This is a genomic window from Parasedimentitalea denitrificans (assembly GCF_011813015.1).
Lineage (GTDB): Bacteria > Pseudomonadota > Alphaproteobacteria > Rhodobacterales > Rhodobacteraceae > Parasedimentitalea > Parasedimentitalea denitrificans.
In genome coordinates this window covers 82,420-99,938 of sequence record NZ_QHLQ01000015.1, presented here as the reverse complement: position 1 = coordinate 99,938, position 17,519 = coordinate 82,420, and the positions used below count along the sequence as shown (strand labels likewise).

At 53.9% G+C, this 17,519-nt stretch carries 15 protein-coding genes and 1 tRNA gene; 13 read left to right on the top strand and 3 right to left on the bottom strand.

Translation table 11 applies throughout. The annotated features are described in order from the left end of the window. Nucleotides 1–259 precede the first annotated feature (259 nt). The 7 genes from DL239_RS14985 (at nt 260) to DL239_RS14955 (ending at nt 8,706) form a co-directional block, all read left to right on the top strand. A complete protein-coding gene (locus tag DL239_RS14985; RefSeq protein WP_167684908.1) occupies nt 260–1,258 on the top strand; it encodes an ArsJ-associated glyceraldehyde-3-phosphate dehydrogenase in 999 nt (332 codons plus the stop codon). Beyond that, complete coding sequence (arsJ, locus tag DL239_RS14980) at nt 1,255–2,520, top strand: organoarsenical effux MFS transporter ArsJ (protein WP_167684907.1); 1,266 nt, start codon at nt 1,255–1,257, stop codon at nt 2,518–2,520. The genes DL239_RS14985 and arsJ overlap by 4 nt, the downstream gene beginning before the upstream one ends. A 169-nt stretch (nt 2,521–2,689) precedes the next feature. Then, nucleotides 2,690–4,573, top strand: a complete 1,884-nt coding sequence (speA, locus tag DL239_RS14975; RefSeq protein WP_167684914.1) for a biosynthetic arginine decarboxylase — start codon at nt 2,690–2,692, stop codon at nt 4,571–4,573. A 22-nt stretch (nt 4,574–4,595) separates the two neighbouring features. Continuing rightward, the gene (locus DL239_RS14970; protein ID WP_167684906.1) at nt 4,596–5,807 is read left to right on the top strand and encodes a saccharopine dehydrogenase family protein; all 1,212 of its coding nucleotides are present in this window, start codon (nt 4,596–4,598) and stop codon (nt 5,805–5,807) included. A 15-nt stretch (nt 5,808–5,822) separates the two neighbouring features. Next, nucleotides 5,823–6,986, top strand: a complete 1,164-nt coding sequence (gene nspC, locus DL239_RS14965; RefSeq protein WP_167684905.1) for a carboxynorspermidine decarboxylase — start codon at nt 5,823–5,825, stop codon at nt 6,984–6,986. 1 nt (nt 6,987) lies between these two features. Next, nucleotides 6,988–7,833 (top strand): agmatinase, encoded by an 846-nt coding sequence (speB, locus tag DL239_RS14960; protein ID WP_167684904.1) that lies wholly within the window; start codon nt 6,988–6,990, stop codon nt 7,831–7,833. A 240-nt stretch (nt 7,834–8,073) separates the two neighbouring features. Next, nucleotides 8,074–8,706, top strand: coding sequence for a transglutaminase-like cysteine peptidase (locus DL239_RS14955; protein ID WP_167684903.1), 633 nt, complete (start codon nt 8,074–8,076; stop codon nt 8,704–8,706). A gap of 591 nt (nt 8,707–9,297) precedes the next feature. Here the strand turns inward: DL239_RS14955 and DL239_RS14950 are convergent. Continuing rightward, complete coding sequence (locus DL239_RS14950; RefSeq protein ID WP_206188469.1) at nt 9,298–9,879, bottom strand: hypothetical protein; 582 nt, start codon at nt 9,877–9,879, stop codon at nt 9,298–9,300. A gap of 953 nt (nt 9,880–10,832) precedes the next feature. On the opposite strand from DL239_RS14950, the gene DL239_RS14945 reads away from it, so the two are divergent. Next, nucleotides 10,833–11,198: a group I truncated hemoglobin gene (locus DL239_RS14945; protein WP_167684901.1), complete on the top strand. Its 366-nt coding sequence runs from the start codon at nt 10,833–10,835 to the stop codon at nt 11,196–11,198. Next, nucleotides 11,195–12,244 (top strand): adenylate/guanylate cyclase domain-containing protein, encoded by a 1,050-nt coding sequence (locus DL239_RS14940; RefSeq protein ID WP_167684900.1) that lies wholly within the window; start codon nt 11,195–11,197, stop codon nt 12,242–12,244. Before DL239_RS14945 ends, DL239_RS14940 begins: the two co-directional genes overlap by 4 nt. Before the next feature lie 76 nt (nt 12,245–12,320). On the opposite strand, the gene DL239_RS14935 is transcribed toward DL239_RS14940, so the two are convergent. Then, a tRNA-Ile gene (locus DL239_RS14935) sits at nt 12,321–12,397 on the bottom strand. A gap of 14 nt (nt 12,398–12,411) precedes the next feature. After that, nucleotides 12,412–13,368, bottom strand: a complete 957-nt coding sequence (locus tag DL239_RS14930) for a LysR family transcriptional regulator (protein ID WP_167684899.1) — start codon at nt 13,366–13,368, stop codon at nt 12,412–12,414. A gap of 118 nt (nt 13,369–13,486) precedes the next feature. On the opposite strand from DL239_RS14930, the gene DL239_RS14925 reads away from it, so the two are divergent. The 4 genes from DL239_RS14925 (at nt 13,487) to rnd (ending at nt 17,474) form a co-directional block, all read left to right on the top strand. Further along, nucleotides 13,487–14,467, top strand: a complete 981-nt coding sequence (locus DL239_RS14925) for an MBL fold metallo-hydrolase (RefSeq protein ID WP_167684898.1) — start codon at nt 13,487–13,489, stop codon at nt 14,465–14,467. 113 nt (nt 14,468–14,580) lie between these two features. Next, on the top strand, nt 14,581–15,627 hold the full coding sequence (gene purM / locus DL239_RS14920) for a phosphoribosylformylglycinamidine cyclo-ligase (RefSeq protein ID WP_167684897.1): 1,047 nt from the start codon (nt 14,581–14,583) through the stop codon (nt 15,625–15,627). Beyond that, entirely contained in the window at nt 15,624–16,223 is a 600-nt protein-coding gene (gene purN, locus DL239_RS14915; RefSeq protein ID WP_167684896.1) for a phosphoribosylglycinamide formyltransferase, read from the top strand. The genes purM and purN overlap by 4 nt, the downstream gene beginning before the upstream one ends. Before the next feature lie 93 nt (nt 16,224–16,316). Beyond that, complete coding sequence (rnd, locus tag DL239_RS14910) at nt 16,317–17,474, top strand: ribonuclease D (protein WP_167684895.1); 1,158 nt, start codon at nt 16,317–16,319, stop codon at nt 17,472–17,474. The last annotated feature ends 45 nt before the right edge of the window (nt 17,475–17,519 follow it).

Here is a 17,519-nt window from a genome sequence, read left to right as displayed (position 1 = left end):
TTCCCTCATCACATCATGGATCGGTTGGCCAGTCCTCTCGCCCGTAAACTCAATATATGTCGGCTTGGTTCTCGGAGCACCACTCACATACTGGTTCGCTAAACACATACAAAAACTCATGAAGGGATAGGGGCGGCGGCGTTACAAAAGCTTCATTTGTCTTGGAATTGCGATTTCTGTACTCATAGAATGTGAAATGTATACGTTCTGAACGCCTCTTGGCGCTGAGTGACTTAATCAATGCGGGATATCTGAGAACATGACGGTGTATGCTTTGAACGGCCTCGGCCGTATGGGAAAACTTGCATTGCGTCCCTTGTTGGAAAGTGGCGCGGAACTGGCGTTTATAAATGATGCCGTCGGCGACCCGGAAATGCATGCGCATTTGTTGGAGTTCGACAGTGTTCATGGCCGCTGGCCTGCTGAATTTTCCGCCGATGAAACATCGATCTGGATCGATGATGTGCGTATCCCCGTCACCTGTACCAGAAACCTGGCGGAACTGCCGCTAGATGGCGTGGATGTGGTGATTGACTGCACCGGCGCATTCAAGACGGAGGCGAGTCTGGCCCCGTATTTTGCCGCCGGTGTTAAGAAGGTAGTTGTTTCAGCCCCAGTCAAGGATGGTCCAACCGCCAATATTGTTTATGGGGTGAATGAGGGAGAATTTGACCCTGATACGCATCAAATCATTACCGCAGCAAGCTGCACCACCAATTGTCTGGCCCCGGTGGTCAAGGTTCTGATGGAAGGGATTGGCATCAAGCATGGCTCGATCACAACGATCCATGATGTGACCAATACACAGACCATCATTGACCGCCCGGCAAAGGACCTGCGGCGCGCGCGCTCGGCCCTAACCAACCTGATCCCGACCACAACAGGGTCGGCAACGGCGATCACTTTGATCTATCCCGAACTTGCAGGAAAACTGAACGGTCATGCGGTTCGGGTGCCGTTGCTGAATGCGTCCATCACCGATTGCGTTTTTGAGATGGAGCGTGACACCACGGTGGAAGAGGTGAACGCACTGTTTGAACAGGCCTCCAAAGGGGCTCTGAAGGGAATTCTGGGATATGAAACCCGGCCTTTGGTGTCGTCGGATTATACCAATGACAGACGCAGCAGTATCATTGATGCGCCGTCGACCATGGTGGTGAACGGAACGCAGCTAAAGGTCTATGCCTGGTATGACAATGAGTATGGCTATGCCCATCGTTTGGTGGATGTGGCCCTGATGGTCGGTAACGCGCTGTGACACGCCCTGCAGGGGTTAAGGCCTATATTGCGGTGACCGCCGCATATTGGGCCTTTATGCTGACCGACGGGGCCTTGCGGATGCTGGTCCTGCTGCACTTTCACACGCTTGGCTTTTCACCGGTTCAACTGGCCTATCTGTTTGTCCTGTACGAAATAGCGGGTGTTGTCACCAATCTGTCGGCTGGTTGGATTGCGGCCCGGTTTGGCCTGATGACAACGCTCTATGCCGGGTTAGGTCTGCAGGTGATTGCCTTGTTGCTATTGGCGCAACTTGATCCGGCATGGGGAATCTCGGCCTCCGTTGTCTTTGTGATGTCCGTGCAGGGGCTGTCAGGTGTCGCCAAGGATCTGGCCAAGATGAGTTCCAAAAGTGCCGTGAAACTGCTTGCCCCGGCCGAAGGCGGCGGTCTGTTCAAATGGGTTGCATTTCTAACCGGATCGAAGAACGCGGTGAAAGGATTGGGGTTCTTGCTGGGGGCAGGGCTACTGGGCGCCTTTGGCTTTGTTCCCTCCATCATGGCGATGGCTGCGGTTCTGATGCTTATCCTGTTTGCCTTGATTAGCGCACGACCATCAGGACTAACCGGCGGCCGCAAAGATGCTAAATTCTCTGAGGTGCTGTCAAAGAACAGCAACATCAACTGGCTTAGCTTTGCCCGATTGTTTTTGTTTGGCGCCAGAGATGTCTGGTTCGTTGTCGGCATACCGATCTATTTCTATGCGGTCCTGTCAGATGGGTCCGAGGCGGGAAATCAACGGGCCTTCTTCATGATTGGCAGCTTCATGGCGGTCTGGACGATCCTGTATGGATTTGTTCAGGGCAGTGCCCCTCGAATTCTGAATGCCAAATCCAAGTCTGAGCGGGACCTGTTGTGGCAGGCAAGACTATGGGCTGGCATGCTGGTAGGTATCCCACTTGTGCTTGCTGTTTCCGTGTTCTTGTCCTCTGGTCCATCTAACGGTCTGACTGCTGCGATTATTATCGGTTTACTGGCGTTTGGCGGAGTATTCGCCGTGAACTCTTCGCTGCACTCTTACCTGATCCTGTCCTTTGCTGATGCCAAACGGGTGACTATGGACGTTGGCTTTTACTACATGGCAAATGCAGCGGGTCGATTGACTGGCACTGTCCTGTCTGGGCTGACATATCAGATCGGAGGACTGCCGTTGTGTTTGGCAACTGCAGCGATAATGGTTTCCATCAGCTATTGGGGGATCGGCCGAATTTCCCATAACGGTCAAATGAAACCGACCACCTAGGCAAACCCGTCTTAGCATCCAAGGTTTAGGTCAGCGGTGCCGCGAACATCAGCAGGAATAGTGCTGCGACTGGAATTTCCGCTTGTGACAATAATATTCAGAGATATATGAGCAAACAGCGGACGAGTCGTGCCATTTGCATCCCATCTCAGGAGATCCAGCTGTGACATTGCAAGAAACAGCGCCACATGCAGTTTACGCGATCGACAGATGGGGTATGGACCTTGTGTCGGTTCTACCCAATGGGGATCTGGCTCTTAAAAATCCGTTGGCCCCCGATGCACCGGATGTCAGCCTGCCTTCGATCATCCACGGTCTTCAGGAGCGCGGTATCCACTCGCCATTGCTGCTGCGCGTCAGTTCGTTTCTAGAGCAAGGGATCCGCAGCATAAACGACAACTTTGCCGCTGCCATTTCTCGGGCGGGGTACAAGGGACAATATCGTGGGGTCTTCCCGATCAAGGTGAATCAACAGGCGCAAGTCATTGATCGAATTGTTGAATTTGGCCGCCCGTATTCCTATGGGTTAGAGGCCGGATCAAAGCCAGAGCTGGTGATCGCACTGGCGCACACTCTGGCCAAGGATGCGCTAATCGTTTGTAACGGTGTGAAAGATGCCGAATTCATCCGCCTTGCAATTCTGTCGCGCAAACTCGGGTTCAACACCGTCATCGTTTTGGAAAGCCCAAAAGAACTGGAGACCGTTCTAGAGGTTGTCGCCGAACTGGGCCAAGAACCGCTGTTGGGTGTCCGCGTCAAATTAAGCAACCAGATAAGCGGCAATTGGGCTGAAAGCTCTGGTGATAGGTCCACCTTTGGCATGCCTACCGACCAATTGGTTTCGGTTGTTGATCGCCTCCGCGAAGCTAACTTGCTGCATTGCCTAAAACTCCAGCACTCGCACCTCGGCTCGCAGATCCCTGATGTGAACGATGTACGCCGCGCCGCCGGAGAGGCCTGCCGGTACTTTATCGAACTATCCCGCGAAGGTGTGCCACTAACTCACCTCGATCTGGGTGGTGGTCTTGGGGTGGACTATACTGGCGAAAAAACGGCTGCTGAGAATTCGATCAATTACTCGGTGGCCGAATACTGCGCCAATGTTGTGGAAACCGTTTCTTACGCGCTGGACGAAGCCGGGTTAGAGCATCCGACGCTGGTAACAGAAAGCGGACGGGCCGTTGTTGCCACCTCCTCGATGCTGATCTTCAATGTGCTGGAAGCAACCCTGTATGACGCCCATTCCGCCCCAGAGCCTGATGCCGATGACCACCATCTGGTCGCGGACCTTGCCGCAATTGCAGAGTACCTAAGCCAGGATCGTCTACAGGAATGCCTGAATGACGCGACATTCTATCGCAACGAGCTGCGGGCTCTGTTTCGCCGTGGCTATATAGATCTACGTCAGATGGCGCGGAGCGAACGGATTTATCTGCATCTGATGTCCAAGATAAAGCAAATCGCACCAGCAGTCGGAACGGCTCCCGAAATTGATGCACATCTTGAAAAGCTGGCAGATATCTACCACTGCAACTTTTCCCTGTTTCAGTCGCTGCCTGATGTCTGGGCCATCGATCAATTGCATCCGGTTGTACCGTTACAAAAATTGAACGAGACACCGGACAGACGGGCCGTCCTGTCCGATATCACCTGCGACTCGGACGGCAAAATCGACAGCTTTATTCTGGCCGACGGCGTGTCGCGTTCCTTGCCCGTGCATACGCTGGATGACACGCAGCCCTATTACATCGGGGCCTTTTTCGTGGGGGCCTATCAGGAAACGCTAGGCGACTTGCACAATCTGTTTGGCGATACCAACATCGCCACGATTGAGCTGCGCAATGATGCCAGTTTTGACCTGCTGCACGAACAGGAAGGCGATACAATTGCCGAGGTCCTGTCCTACGTTGAATATGACCCACGTGACTGTGTCGCGGCGTTTCGCAAGCTGATTGATCAGGCGATTTCGGAAAACCGTCTGGACGCCAAAGACCGAAAAACCCTAATGGCCGCGTATCGCGACAGCATAAACGGCTATACCTACTATGAATAAACACTCATCTGGAGAGAAAACCATGGGTAAAACACTGGTGATCGGCGCGGGCGGGGTATCCTCTGCGGCCGTACATAAGATGGCTATGAACTCGGATATTTTCACCGAGATCACGCTGGCATCACGACGCAAGTTCAAATGCGATGACATTGCTGCGGCAGTGAAATCCCGTACCGGTGTCGATATCCGCACAGCAGAAGTAGACGCCATGGATGTGCCCGCTGTGGTGGCCTTGATCCGCGAGACCGGTGCTGAACTGCTGGTCAATCTGGCGCTGCCCTATCAGGATCTGAAACTGATGGATGCCTGTCTAGAGGCCGGTATCAACTATCTGGATACTGCTAACTATGAACCCGAGGATGTCGCCAAGTTTGAGTATCACTGGCAGTGGGCCTATCAGGACAAGTTCAAGGCCGCTGGCCTGACCGCCATTCTGGGCTCTGGTTTCGATCCAGGAGTTACTTCGGTATTCGCGACATGGCTGCGAAAGCACAAACTGGACACCATCCGCCAGATCGATATTCTGGATGCCAATGGCGGTGACAACGGTCAGGCCTTTGCCACCAACTTCAATCCTGAAATCAACCTGCGCGAAGTCTTGGCCGAGGCCCGCCATTGGGAAAATGGTGCGTGGCAGCCATCCCCGGCAATGACCCACAAGGTCGAATACGATTTTCCCGGCATTGGCCCCAAGAACATGTACCTGATGTATCACGAGGAACTGGAATCGCTCTCGACCCACTTCCCCGAGATCGAACGCGCACGGTTCTGGATGACCTTTGGTGATGCCTACATCATGCATGCCAAAGTGCTTCAGAATGTTGGCATGACAGGGATTGAGCCAGTGATGCACGAAGGTCAGGAAATCATCCCGATCAAGTTCCTGACCACGCTTCTACCTGATCCCAGCGATCTGGGTGAACTGACCAAGGGCAAGGCCTGTATTGGTGATATCGCCACAGGGCAGTCCAAAGACGGCAGTGGCGAGAAGACCTACTACATCTACAATATCTGCGATCATGAGGAATGTTACGCCGAAGTGGGCAGTCAGGCCGTGTCCTATACCACCGGTGTTCCTGCGATGATTGGTGCGGCTCAGGTGCTAAAGGGCAACTGGAACCAGCCAGGTGTGTGGAACATGGAACAGCTGGACCCAGACAACTTCATGGACATGCTGAACGAACACGGTCTGCCTTGGCAGGTACATGAACTCGACGGCCCGGTAGAGTTCTGAACCTTGGCAGAAGTGATGCAAACCCAGGCTGGGGACGCAGGAGCGTTTAAGCGCTTTGATCTGAGCTGTGTTCCCAGCCCTTGCTTTGTGGTCGATGAGGTTGCAGTCGAACGCAACCTCGCGATCCTTAGGGATGTTGCCGACCAATCCGGTGCGCAGGTGCTCTCGGCGCTCAAGGCGTTCTCGATGTTCTCATTGGCTCCATTGGTGCGCCGTTATCTAAGTGGCACCTGTGCCTCGGGCCTGTTTGAGGCCCGCCTCGCGCGCGAGGAATATGGCGGCACCGTCGTCACCTATTGCGCAGGCTACAAAGCCAGCGAAATCGACCAGATCATTTCTCTCTCAGATCACCTGATTTTCAACTCAGTCGCGCAGAAAGACCGGTTTCTCCCAAATATTCTGGCCTCGGGCCGACCAGTTCATGTGGGCTTGCGGATCAATCCGGAACATTCCGAAGGTGAGATCCCCAAATACGACCCCTGTGCACCGGGGTCTCGATTGGGGATGCCGATTTCCCAGCTTGATCTTGCATCTCTGAAAGGCGTCGATGGGCTGCACATGCATACGCTCTGCGAGCAAGGTTTCGAACCCTTGGCGCACACATGGGGGGCTATCGAAGACCGCATCACCCCCTATCTGGGCCAGTTGAAATGGCTGAACTTCGGCGGTGGTCACCACATTACCCGAGCCGACTATGATCGCGACGCGCTGATTACATTTATTACCGATTTACGAGCCCGAACTGGCCTAGAAATCTATTTGGAACCGGGAGAGGCGGTGGCGCTGGATGCTGGCATTCTGGTCGGCGAAATCCTCGACCTGCCACAAAACCAAATCGACCTCGCCATCACTGATATCTCGGCCACCTGCCACATGCCTGACGTTATCGAAGCCCCGTATCGTCCGGCGATGCTGGATGAGGTCACAGATGGTCGAATGTATAGGTTTGGCGGCCCTTCCTGTCTGGCTGGCGACGTGATTGGCGATTATGCGCGGGCGCAACCCCTCAACATCGGCGACCGCTTCGCATTTCTGGATCAGGCGCATTACTCGATGGTCAAAACCAATACCTTCAACGGCGTCGCTCTGCCGACCATTGCCCTGTGGAATTCAGAAACCGATGCACTGACGATGGTGCGAGAGTTTTCCTACGACGACTTCAGAAACAGGCTTTCATGATATGAGCATCTTCCTAGACAGCGAATTGACCAGCGCAGAACGCAGCGCAGACGCTCTGTTCCGGGTGATCCCGATGCCACTGGAGCGCACTGTGTCGTATGGGGCAGGGACCAAACATGGCCCACAGGCCATTCTGGATGCCAGCAACGAGCTGGAACGCCTGTGCAACGGGGCTGAACCTTGCGCACGCGGTATTTTTACTGAAAGTCCAGTAGACTGCGGCGGCCCGTTGCCAGAGGTTATGGAACGCCTTGCCGCACGCACCGAGGCCGCGATTACAGAGGGAAAGATCCCGGTCACGCTGGGTGGAGAACACTCTCTGTCGTTTGGGGCAGCCATGGGGGTCGCGCGGGCGTTAGGAAAACCAGTTGGTATTGTCCAAATCGACGCCCACGCCGATCTGCGGATCGCCTACCAAGGCGAAGAGCACTCACATGCCTCAGTGATGCATCTGCTCAGCGAACAGGGCATTCGCATCGCCCAATTTGGCGTACGCGCCCTGTGCAAACAGGAAGTGGACAGCCGCGAGCATAACAATGTCTTCTATCGCGACGCCGAGGATCTAGTGACAAGCAACACGCTTGCCGTTGACCTACCCGATGACTTCCCCGATTTGATCTATGTCTCGTTTGATGTCGACGGTCTGGACCCTTCTCAAATGCCTGCCACCGGCACACCCGTCCCGGGTGGTCTGGGGTTCTACCAGGCACTACGGCTTGTCGAACACGCCTTGAAAGACCGCAAATGCGTTGGTCTGGATGTGGTCGAGCTGGCCCCGGATGGCAACGCTGCTTGGGATTTTACAGCAGCTCAGATTACATATCGGCTAATGGCTGCGGCAATTTAGAAAACGCGATTTCCATATCTAGGGCGTCAAATTGCCCCGGCGAAGGAGGTATTGCTAGCACCAGTGCAGGATTACCGGGCATGGCCCTTGTAGCGCCAGCATTAAAGTTGACCTGTTTACGTCATGATAATTTGTTTGCCAGATACTTGGATAAAATTATAGCTGCCGCAATGTGGGCAGGATTTTGCCACATTCTATTGATCTAACGGCGGTGTCAGTCGCCGATATAGGGAATTTGTGATGAATAGAAACCAAACAACACACCTCGTGGCGCGGAGTTTGGCAGGCATTTGTCGGTTCCATCGCGACATCGCCAAGTTTGTAAGCGTTACATTGCTTCTAGGCCTTTCGGTGTCTCCTGTGCAGGCAAAGCCGAAGTCCAACTTTCTTAATCCCGGCGGTAATGTTGTGGCTCCAGATGGGGCCCGCCAATTGTGCGAAGTTAATGCTTGGGCCTGTTCGGTCAGCCCAAAGACCGGAAAAATCCTGAAATCGGATATGGCAGAAATTGTCAAAGTCAATCGATCCGTAAACCGGAGAACTCGCGAAGTCGCTGACATAACTCAGTTTCGGGTTGAAGAGAAATGGACACTTCCAACAGCGCGCGGCGGGGATTGCGAAGATTTCGCACTTCTCAAGAAACGGGATTTGATCCGATTGGGGTATCCGGCTCAATCCTTGCTGATTGCAACTGTTCTTGACACAAACCGACGTGGCCACGCGGTGCTCATTGTGCGGACCGACAAAGGTGATTTTGTGCTCGACAACTTGACTGACCAGATCAAGTCTTGGTCAGACACAGGCTACATTTTCCTACGCATGCAAAACCCAAAAAAGCCCACAGGATGGGTGCGACTAGCGTCGGCCACCTAGGTTTCTTTGAGCTTTATTCAGTCCGGAACTTCGCTCAACTGTGCAGCTATCGGTTCCGCAAAATCAAAAGGGCAGTGCGAATTAGCACTGCCCTCATTTTTTACCAGCCGTTGTCCAATTCAGGTTCAGTTGGCTCCGGCGTTGGATCATTTGGCTCAGGTGACGGGTCGGTCGGTTCCGGCGATGGATCGGATGGTTCTGGTGTCGAACTTGTTGTGTTCGGCGTTGGATAGGAAACCTCCCTTTCTTCGCCACATGGTCCGTCACTTTCGTCACAGGACCGCCCGCCTGGTCCTTGGAAAGGTCTGGTTGTCGCGGTGACAATATTGGTCAAGACATCCGCCAAAGGGGGGCAGCTGCTTGATGTGACACTCAGGACCTCTTCAAATCCGCTATGTCGCTGAACTCTGCGGATAAACGACGTAGAGACAGCCGTGCAGCCGCACAGTTGAGTGTAATCTCCCGATTTGAGCGTTTGGCGTGCATATCCAGCGTTGCAAACCTGCGAATTCTCTATCGCACTCACACTGTCTGCCGCTCCTAGTGACACTACAAGCGCAAAGGCAACTGTTGCTGTTTTTTGAAACGCAATCATGAGTTTGCCCCCCTAGCTTTGGATTTACGGCGGCGTGCGGCACCAAGTGCTGCACCTGCACCCAGCAGGAGGACCATGCCACCTGGCAGTGGAACCGCTGATACATCGACGACTCGAAGCGCTGCGCGCCCGCGCATTTGTGGTTGAGAGGTGACAAAGCCCGTTATCGTGTGGGTCCCTGCCTCAAGAAGCCACTGGCCGGAACTATAGCTAGCATTTGTTACGGCGGCTGAATAATCGTCTCCTATGTAGTCATCGACCAAGCTACGAACAGGTGAGGAGGTGTGCCCAAGAGACTTCCCATTTGAAAATACTTCGAAAATATCGCCGGATAGGAATGCGTCAGTAACCTGAAGATATGCGGCGGAACGCAGATTTACCGAAAATGATACTACCCCAGGAGCACCGCCTTTAGGGATATCATTTGTATCGCGCCACTCGCCGCCGCCCAAGCCAATATCGAACCTGAATTCACTCCAGTCCGTTCCCGTGGTCAAAGGAACAACAGTTGCGCTTTGGGCGAAGCTGGGAAGCAATAATATACAGGCTGCAAAAAGGTGTGTGCTCTTCCAAAACATCAATTATTTCCTACTCTTCATTAACAACCCATATTCAAGAGATCGCGCGCACTGCAGAAACTCTCCGAGCCGTGTGATGCGGATCAGGCAAGTTGCTTGCTCCGTTACCGGCAACAAACTGCAGTATTGTGTGATCGCAGGCACCTTTCGAACATGCGGATTATTTGTCTACAGGCTTCGAAAACCGGTGCGTGCCCTAGCGCATAGCTTGGAACACCTTATCCCTAGAATATTGGACGCCCCCATCCTTGACTAACAATTGCCATAAAGTTGCCACGAGTTTTAGGGAAAACGAACATAATTGGGCCGTTTTTATGAAAAGTGTTTTCTGACAGTAGCTTAGGTTTGGCTGGTTGGCAGGGGATTGTTGACAGAGGCGTGACGATGCGGGCGAATTGTCACTTTTGTTGTCGTGAATAGATCAACGATGTAGAATCACTTTATGTGAAGACAGGCCAGTATGTGGCGAATTTTTGGCGCCATCCGATGTCAGTTGGCACCACAGTAATGGCTCGAGAGAGTTTGCTGCTTCTGTGATTTCGTCGGCTCTATTCGACCATTGGTGATGCGCACAGTGAATGGTAGTTTCTCCAATTCAAAAGTTCATCCATCAATTGCATTCTTATTACTTTCCCACCGATCTCGCTTGCAGGCAGATCGTGGTTCCCACCCGCTATTCCTTCTCTTCGGTTGCTTCGACTCTGATCTTTTCGCAACCAGATGCTGACTTCCGAGACATAGTGAATAAAGGGGGACTGGCATACGCGGAAAAGCTGCAATCCATTTCAGCAGAATACTGGGCTCGAAGCGGCACAATGAAATCTTCTAGTTCAACCTAAATTTCCGCCAATAACATCCCTTTCATGGAACTTTGAATAGGCCATAACTGTCCGAAGCCGCTTATCGGCCTACTATGAAGGCAAGTTCTGTCAACTTGATGATGGTGAGTGGCAATGGCTGGAACAATCTACGAAAAATACGGCGGCTTCAAAACGGTCAGTAGGATTGTAATGGCATTCTACGATAAGGCTCTCGATTCTGATCAGATCGGCGACTATTTCGTCGATGTGGATCTGTCGCAACTCATTGACCATCAGACCAAATTCATCTCATCACTTCTTGGTGGGCCGGTTTCCTTTAGCGATGACCAGCTGCATCGCGTGCACCGCCAACTGGAGATCTGCCATGCGGATTTTGATGAGATGGTGAGCCTTCTGGCTGGAACATTGGTGGACCATGGCATGGCCCGGGACGATGTGGAGACCGTGATCGGTGAAATTGAAGCCCGCAGAAAAATGATTGTGAGCATTGGATCATGAGCATCGCAGAGATCAATGAGCAGCTCTTGCGCTCCATCGGGGTCGGTGTGGCGATCGCGCGGATGCCAGGGATGGAGTTCATCTTCTACAACGAACCTTTTGCTAAATGGTTCGGCGAACCAGTATCAGGCAGTACTCTGACCGAAGTCATCGAGGGGTTAGATCAAGATAACTTGGCTTCGGTGCTGGAGAACGGGCAACCCTTTAACGGCGAAGTCCAGATCAAGCTAAAGCGCCGATCCCTAGTGATTGCAGTCAGTATTTCGGTAACCAAAAACGGCTTTGAGCCGTTACTTGTGGTGGAGTGTCAAAACATCACCCGTGTCCGAGAGCTGGAAGGTATGATCGACAGCTATTCCTCGATGGTGGAACGTAATACTCGCCAATTGGAACGCGAAAAAGAACGGGTTGAGCGGCTGCTGCTGAACCTAATGCCGCGTTCGGTCTACGAAGAATTCAAAACCTTTGGCGTTGTGACACCGCAGCTCTACGAGAACGTCTCAGTGGTTATGCTGGATCTCATTGACTTTACCAAATTTGCGGCCTGCACCGACCCGACAGTAACGCTGAGCGAACTGAATGATATCTTCACTGCCTTTGATCGAATTGTAGAGCAGTTTGGCTGCGAGCGGATCAAGACAATTGGTGATGCTTATTTGGCAGTTTCTGGAATGCCAATCGCGACACCGGATCATGCCCGTTCAGTGGCAAATTGCGCAGTACGGTTCCTGCGTTTTCTAGACCGGCGCAACCAGAGCTACCAGCACAAATGGCAGGCACGTATCGGTCTGGGAACTGGCTCGGTCGTGGGGTCCGTCGTCGGCATTCAGAAATATGTCTATGATGTCTTTGGCCCATCAGTGAACATGGCTTCGCGCTTGCAGATGATGGCCGAGCCGATGACCATCGTTGCCCCAACAGAAATGACCTATGACCTGATTGATGAATTCCGCCTCGGCGATTTTGGTACCCATGATATCAAGGGGCTGGGCGAAATGAAATTGGTCACCGTCGCGAGCAATTTTCGCTCGGCCAAGGCCGTATAGTGATGTCTTTAGGCGATGATTTCCTGCTGGCCCTATTCGAAATTATTACTTTATAACAACGATTTAGACGGAAATTTGGTAGGCCCGGAGGGACTCGAACCCCCAACCAAAGCGTTATGAGCGCTCTGCTCTAACCAATTGAGCTACAGGCCCGCCAAGTCCGGTGGTTAGGCAATGGCTCGCGGGAGGTCAAGTGGTGATTGCAACGTTGGTGATTGAACTTGTTTATATTTTGCCTGCAAGACCGCCAATTTCTCAACAACCCTTTGCAGGATAACCTCATGTCGGCGACTGGCTGAATGACGCGTCGGGTAGATCGCATAAACTGGTTTGTCGGCTGTCGAGTAGTTTGGCAGCACCTGTTCGTATGTACCATCGGCCAGTTGGTCAGCAATCAGGAAGCGCGGCGCGCGTGCGAAACCTGTGCAGTTGTTCACCGCTTGTTGAATGAGGTCCGGGTCATCGGCAGTGAAACCAATGTTCACTGGCGTTCGGTACTCTTTGCCGTCCCTGAACACCGAAAACTGGCGGCGGGTTGGCTCTTCGTGATGTTGGATCAGTTTCAGGCGCTGCAGATCCTCGGGCAGCTCTGGGCGTCCGATATCATCAAGATAGGCGGGGCTGGCAAACAGAACCGTACTCAGCGCTCCGATTTTGCGGCCAAAGCCATCCGTGTCACCAAGTCGGCCAGTACGAATGGCAAGGTCATAACCCTCGCGTACCACATCAACCAGCCGATCCTCTAACCGCATTACGATATTGAGATCGGGATAGGGTGAATCCAGATCAATGGACAAAGGGCCAACGATCGCGCGGCCTAGAATATTGCTGACACTCAGGCGGAAGGTGCCGGAAATCGTGTCCTTCATATCCGCCATTTCAGCCTGCAACACTTCATATCCGGTTTGGATCGACCGTGCATGTTTGGCCACCAATTCCCCAGCACGGGTGGTTTGCACGCCCTTTGAACTGCGATGCAGCAACTGCTCGCCGAACAGGGTTTCCAGTTGTTTGATCTGCTGACTAACAGCCGATTGCGTAATGCCAAGCCGCTTTGCGGTTTTGTTTAGGCTACCTTCATCGATTGCACTGGCGAAGGTTTCCAATAGTCCAAGACGATCCATATTGATCCTATAAGCGTTGCTAATAACCGGTATCGCCAAACTGTGGCTGTTGTCGCGCAGGGTGGCTGACTACCTGTCCTGCACCACGATGATCAAGAACTAGGTATTGGAGCCTATTATGACAATCAACCGCAGAAACTTTTTGTATGGCGCCGCCGCTCTTCCAGCCGCCGCTGCGCTCGTTCCAGCCACCGCCAAGCAGGCAAGCGCCTCAGCACCCAAGGCAGGGCAACAGGTCCCGGGGGTCTATCGCTTTACTGTCGGAGATGCCGAGGTCACCGCGTTGTTGGACGGTCACATTGATCTGGGGACCCAACTCATCTCTGGATATGATGCGGACAAAGCGGCCACAGCAATGGCGCAGAATATACAATCAACCGTAAATGATGCGGTGCGAATTCCGGTGAATGGCTACTTGGTCAATACCGGTGATCGCTTGACGCTGATTGATGCAGGCACCGCGCAACTGATGGGGCCAACGCTGGGCAACTTGGGGGCAGGGCTTGCCGCTGCCGGTGTGAAGCCAGCGGATATTGACACTGTGCTGTTGACCCACATGCACCCAGATCACAGCGGTGGTCTGGTTGATGCCGAGGGGAACGCTGTCTTTGAAAATGCTGAGCTGGCAGTGGCCAAGGCAGAATGGGATTTCTGGTATGATGATGCCATTCTGGCAGGCGTACCAGAGGGCAATCAGCCGTTCTTTCATATGGCCCGAAATACCACGTCACCCTACAGCAACCGTCTGAAAATGATCGAAGGCGAGGCAGAGGTCGCACCGGGGTTCTCATCGCTGCCATTGCCGGGGCACACTCCCGGTCACACCGGTTTCATGCTGAACTCAGGTGTTTCCTCACTGCTGTTCTGGGGCGATATTATCCATATGACCGGGCTTCAGTTTGCCCATCCAGACTGGACCATCGCCTATGATATGGACCCAGCCCAAACTGCCGACACCCGCCATAAGATGATGGACCGGGCTGCGGCTGACAACCTGCTGGTCACCGGTGCGCATATTGATTTTCCCGGCTTGGGCCGTGTGCATCGTGAGGGCGATGCCTATCGTTATCAGGCTGCTCCCTGGCAATACGCCCTATAAAGGGCGAAAATAACATCTGCCGCGCCTTGTTTTAGGGGCGCGGCGGAATCGCTTATTTCATTCTGGTAGACGTTGCGTTAAAGGCTGCGCAACTCATACCAAGGAGCCCGGCGATGACCACTGGCAAAAACGGCCTGACCTATGCAGATGCAGGCGTGGATATTGATGCAGGCAACGCGCTGGTAGACCGGATCAAACCGGCTGCCAAACGCACAAACCGCTCGGGCGTGATGAGCGGCCTAGGCGGCTTTGGCGCGCTGTTTGATCTTAAAGACGCTGGTTATAGCGATCCAATCCTCGTTGGTGCCACCGACGGTGTAGGCACCAAGCTACGCATCGCCATCGACACCGGTGTGGTTGACGGCGTCGGCATCGATCTGGTTGCCATGTGTGTCAACGATCTGGTCTGTCAGGGTGCTGAGCCGCTGTTCTTCCTCGACTACTTTGCCACCGGCAAGCTGGAAACCGAAACCGCTGCCCGCATCATCGAAGGCATCGCGGAGGGTTGTGTACGTTCAAACTGCGCGCTGATCGGTGGCGAAACCGCTGAAATGCCCGGCATGTACCCCAAAGGTGACTTCGATCTAGCTGGTTTCTCGGTTGGTGCCATGGAACGCGGCACCGCGCTGCCTGCTGACGTGGCCGAGGGCGACGTGCTGTTGGGGCTGGCTTCTGATGGTGTTCACTCCAACGGCTACTCGCTGGTACGCCGCTTGGTCGAAGTGTCCGGTCTGGGCTGGGACGACGATTGCCCATTCTTCGACGGCAAGCTGGGTGAGGTTCTGCTGACCCCTACACGCCTATACGTGAAATCCTGTCTAGCCGCAGTGCGGGAAGGGGGCGTTCACGCACTGGCCCATATCACTGGCGGTGGCCTGACCGAAAACCTGCCACGCGTGTTGCCCGATGATCTGGGCGCCGACATCGACCTGAACGCATGGGAACTGCCCGGTGTGTTCCAGTGGATGGCCAAAACAGGCAACATCGAAGAATCCGAGATGCTGAAAACCTTCAACTGCGGAATTGGCATGATCCTGTCTGTTTCGGCAGACAAGGCTGACGCACTGACCGAACTTCTGACCGCCGAAGGCGAAACCGTGTCGCGCCTTGGCACCGTCACCTCAGGCGCTGGCATGCGCTACTCGGGCTCACTGCTGTGAGCGGACACAAAAAGGTCGCCATCCTGATATCGGGTGGCGGTTCCAACATGATGACGCTGGTCAATAGCATGACCGGCGATCATCCTGCGCGACCCTGCCTTGTTTTATCTAATAACTCCGACGCTGGCGGCCTGAAGAAAGCTGCTGACGCTGGCGTTGCAACTGCTGTTGTCGATCACCGCCCGTTCAAAGGCGACCGGCAGGCGTTTGAGACAGAGCTGGTGAAGCCAATTCTGGAATCGGGTGCTGACATCGTGTGTCTGGCAGGTTTCATGCGGGTGCTGACCTCTGATTTTGTGACACAATTTCAGGGTCGGATGCTGAACATTCACCCATCGTTGCTGCCCAAATACACTGGTTTGCACACCCACGCCCGCGCACTAGAGGCGGGCGACGCCGAGCATGGTTGTTCGGTTCACGAAGTAACAGCTGTGCTGGACGACGGGCCACTGCTAGGTCAGGCCAAGGTGCCTGTTCTGGCGGACGATACCCCTGAAACACTAGCAGCACGGGTTCTCACTCAGGAGCATATTCTTTACCCAGCTGTCTTGCGCCGCTATGCCGCAGGCGACCGGACCCCCGTTTTTCTGGGCTAAGCCAACGCAACTTGTGGGGCTGTTTGCAAAGCTCCCCACAAGCGCGTATCAGGGGGGAGATATGCAGGAAAACATCAAGAAAAGACGCAATTTATGAAAACTCTGACCACCACCGAAGAGCTAAAAGAGTTTTGCCTAGAAGCGGCAAAACATCCCTTTGTGACGGTGGATACAGAGTTCCTGCGTGAACGAACTTATTACTCCAAACTCTGTCTGGTTCAGCTGGCCTTTCCAGGTGAAGGCGATGAAAACGCAGTGCTGGTTGACCCTCTGGCAGACGGCCTGGAACTTGATCCGCTGTACGACCTGTTTCGTGACGAATCCGTGGTCAAAGTCTTCCATGCTGCGCGCCAGGACCTGGAAATTTTCTGGGTCGATGCCAAAGTCTTTCCCAAACCTTTGTTTGATACGCAAGTCGCGGCCATGGTTTGTGGCTTCGGCGATCAAGCCGGTTATGAAACACTGGTCCGTAAGATTGTTAAAGAGGGTGTCGACAAGAGCTCTCGGTTTACCGACTGGTCACGTCGCCCACTTACTGACGCGCAAAAGAACTATGCGCTGGCGGATGTCACGCATCTGCGCGTTGTGTATCAGTATTTGGCGGCTGAGCTGGAGAAAAGCGGACGAGGCCACTGGGTTACTGAAGAGCTGCAAGTGCTGACCAATCCCGGCACCTATGACATTCAGCCACAGGATGCCTGGCGCCGTATCAAAACGCGGACCAATTCGTCCAAATTCCTGGCTTTGGTGCGTGAGCTTGCGGCGTTTCGCGAAGATTACGCCCAGACAAACAACGTACCGCGCAATCGGGTGTTCAAGGATGACGCACTTGTAGAGCTGGCCTCGACCAAGCCCAAAACCGGATCTGATCTGGGCGGATCGCGTCTATTGCTACGCGAGGCCCGCCGTGGTGCGATTGCCGAAGGTATCCTTGCAGCGGTGGCTCGTGGTGTGAACTGCCCGGCAGAGAAAATGCCCAAACCGGACCGCACCAAAGAAAAGCTGCAGGTTAATCCCGCACTGGCTGATTTGTTGCGGGTCCTGCTGAAATCCAAAACTGAAAATGCCGGTGTCGCTGCCAAACTGATTGCGCCGAGCTCTGACCTGGATGCAATTGCAGCCGGTCAGCGCGACGTCGCGGCCCTGTCAGGATGGCGGCTAGAAGTTTTTGGGGCTGATGCTCTCAGGCTGTGTGACGGTCAAATCGCGCTGGCGGCTAAGGGGCAGACCGTCAGGGTCGTCGAACTCTGATACGACTGGTTGAGTAACCAAGCGAGCGCCCAGTGGGCGCTCGAA

What these genes read in the sequence shown, in the direction of transcription:
- DL239_RS14955 (WP_167684903.1), top strand. Translation starts at nt 8,074, where the DNA reads ATGAATAGAAACCAAACAACACACCTCGTGGCGCGGAGTTTGGCAGGC.
- rnd (WP_167684895.1), top strand. Translation starts at nt 16,317, where the DNA reads ATGAAAACTCTGACCACCACCGAAGAGCTAAAAGAGTTTTGCCTAGAA.
- DL239_RS14970 (WP_167684906.1), top strand. Translation starts at nt 4,596, where the DNA reads ATGGGTAAAACACTGGTGATCGGCGCGGGCGGGGTATCCTCTGCGGCC.
- speB (WP_167684904.1), top strand. Translation starts at nt 6,988, where the DNA reads ATGAGCATCTTCCTAGACAGCGAATTGACCAGCGCAGAACGCAGCGCA.
- DL239_RS14950 (WP_206188469.1), bottom strand. Translation starts at nt 9,879, where the DNA reads ATGTTTTGGAAGAGCACACACCTTTTTGCAGCCTGTATATTATTGCTT.
- DL239_RS14985 (WP_167684908.1), top strand. Translation starts at nt 260, where the DNA reads ATGACGGTGTATGCTTTGAACGGCCTCGGCCGTATGGGAAAACTTGCA.
- DL239_RS14940 (WP_167684900.1), top strand. Translation starts at nt 11,195, where the DNA reads ATGAGCATCGCAGAGATCAATGAGCAGCTCTTGCGCTCCATCGGGGTC.
- nspC (WP_167684905.1), top strand. Translation starts at nt 5,823, where the DNA reads ATGCAAACCCAGGCTGGGGACGCAGGAGCGTTTAAGCGCTTTGATCTG.
- DL239_RS14945 (WP_167684901.1), top strand. Translation starts at nt 10,833, where the DNA reads ATGGCTGGAACAATCTACGAAAAATACGGCGGCTTCAAAACGGTCAGT.
- purM (WP_167684897.1), top strand. Translation starts at nt 14,581, where the DNA reads ATGACCACTGGCAAAAACGGCCTGACCTATGCAGATGCAGGCGTGGAT.
- DL239_RS14930 (WP_167684899.1), bottom strand. Translation starts at nt 13,368, where the DNA reads ATGGATCGTCTTGGACTATTGGAAACCTTCGCCAGTGCAATCGATGAA.
- DL239_RS14925 (WP_167684898.1), top strand. Translation starts at nt 13,487, where the DNA reads ATGACAATCAACCGCAGAAACTTTTTGTATGGCGCCGCCGCTCTTCCA.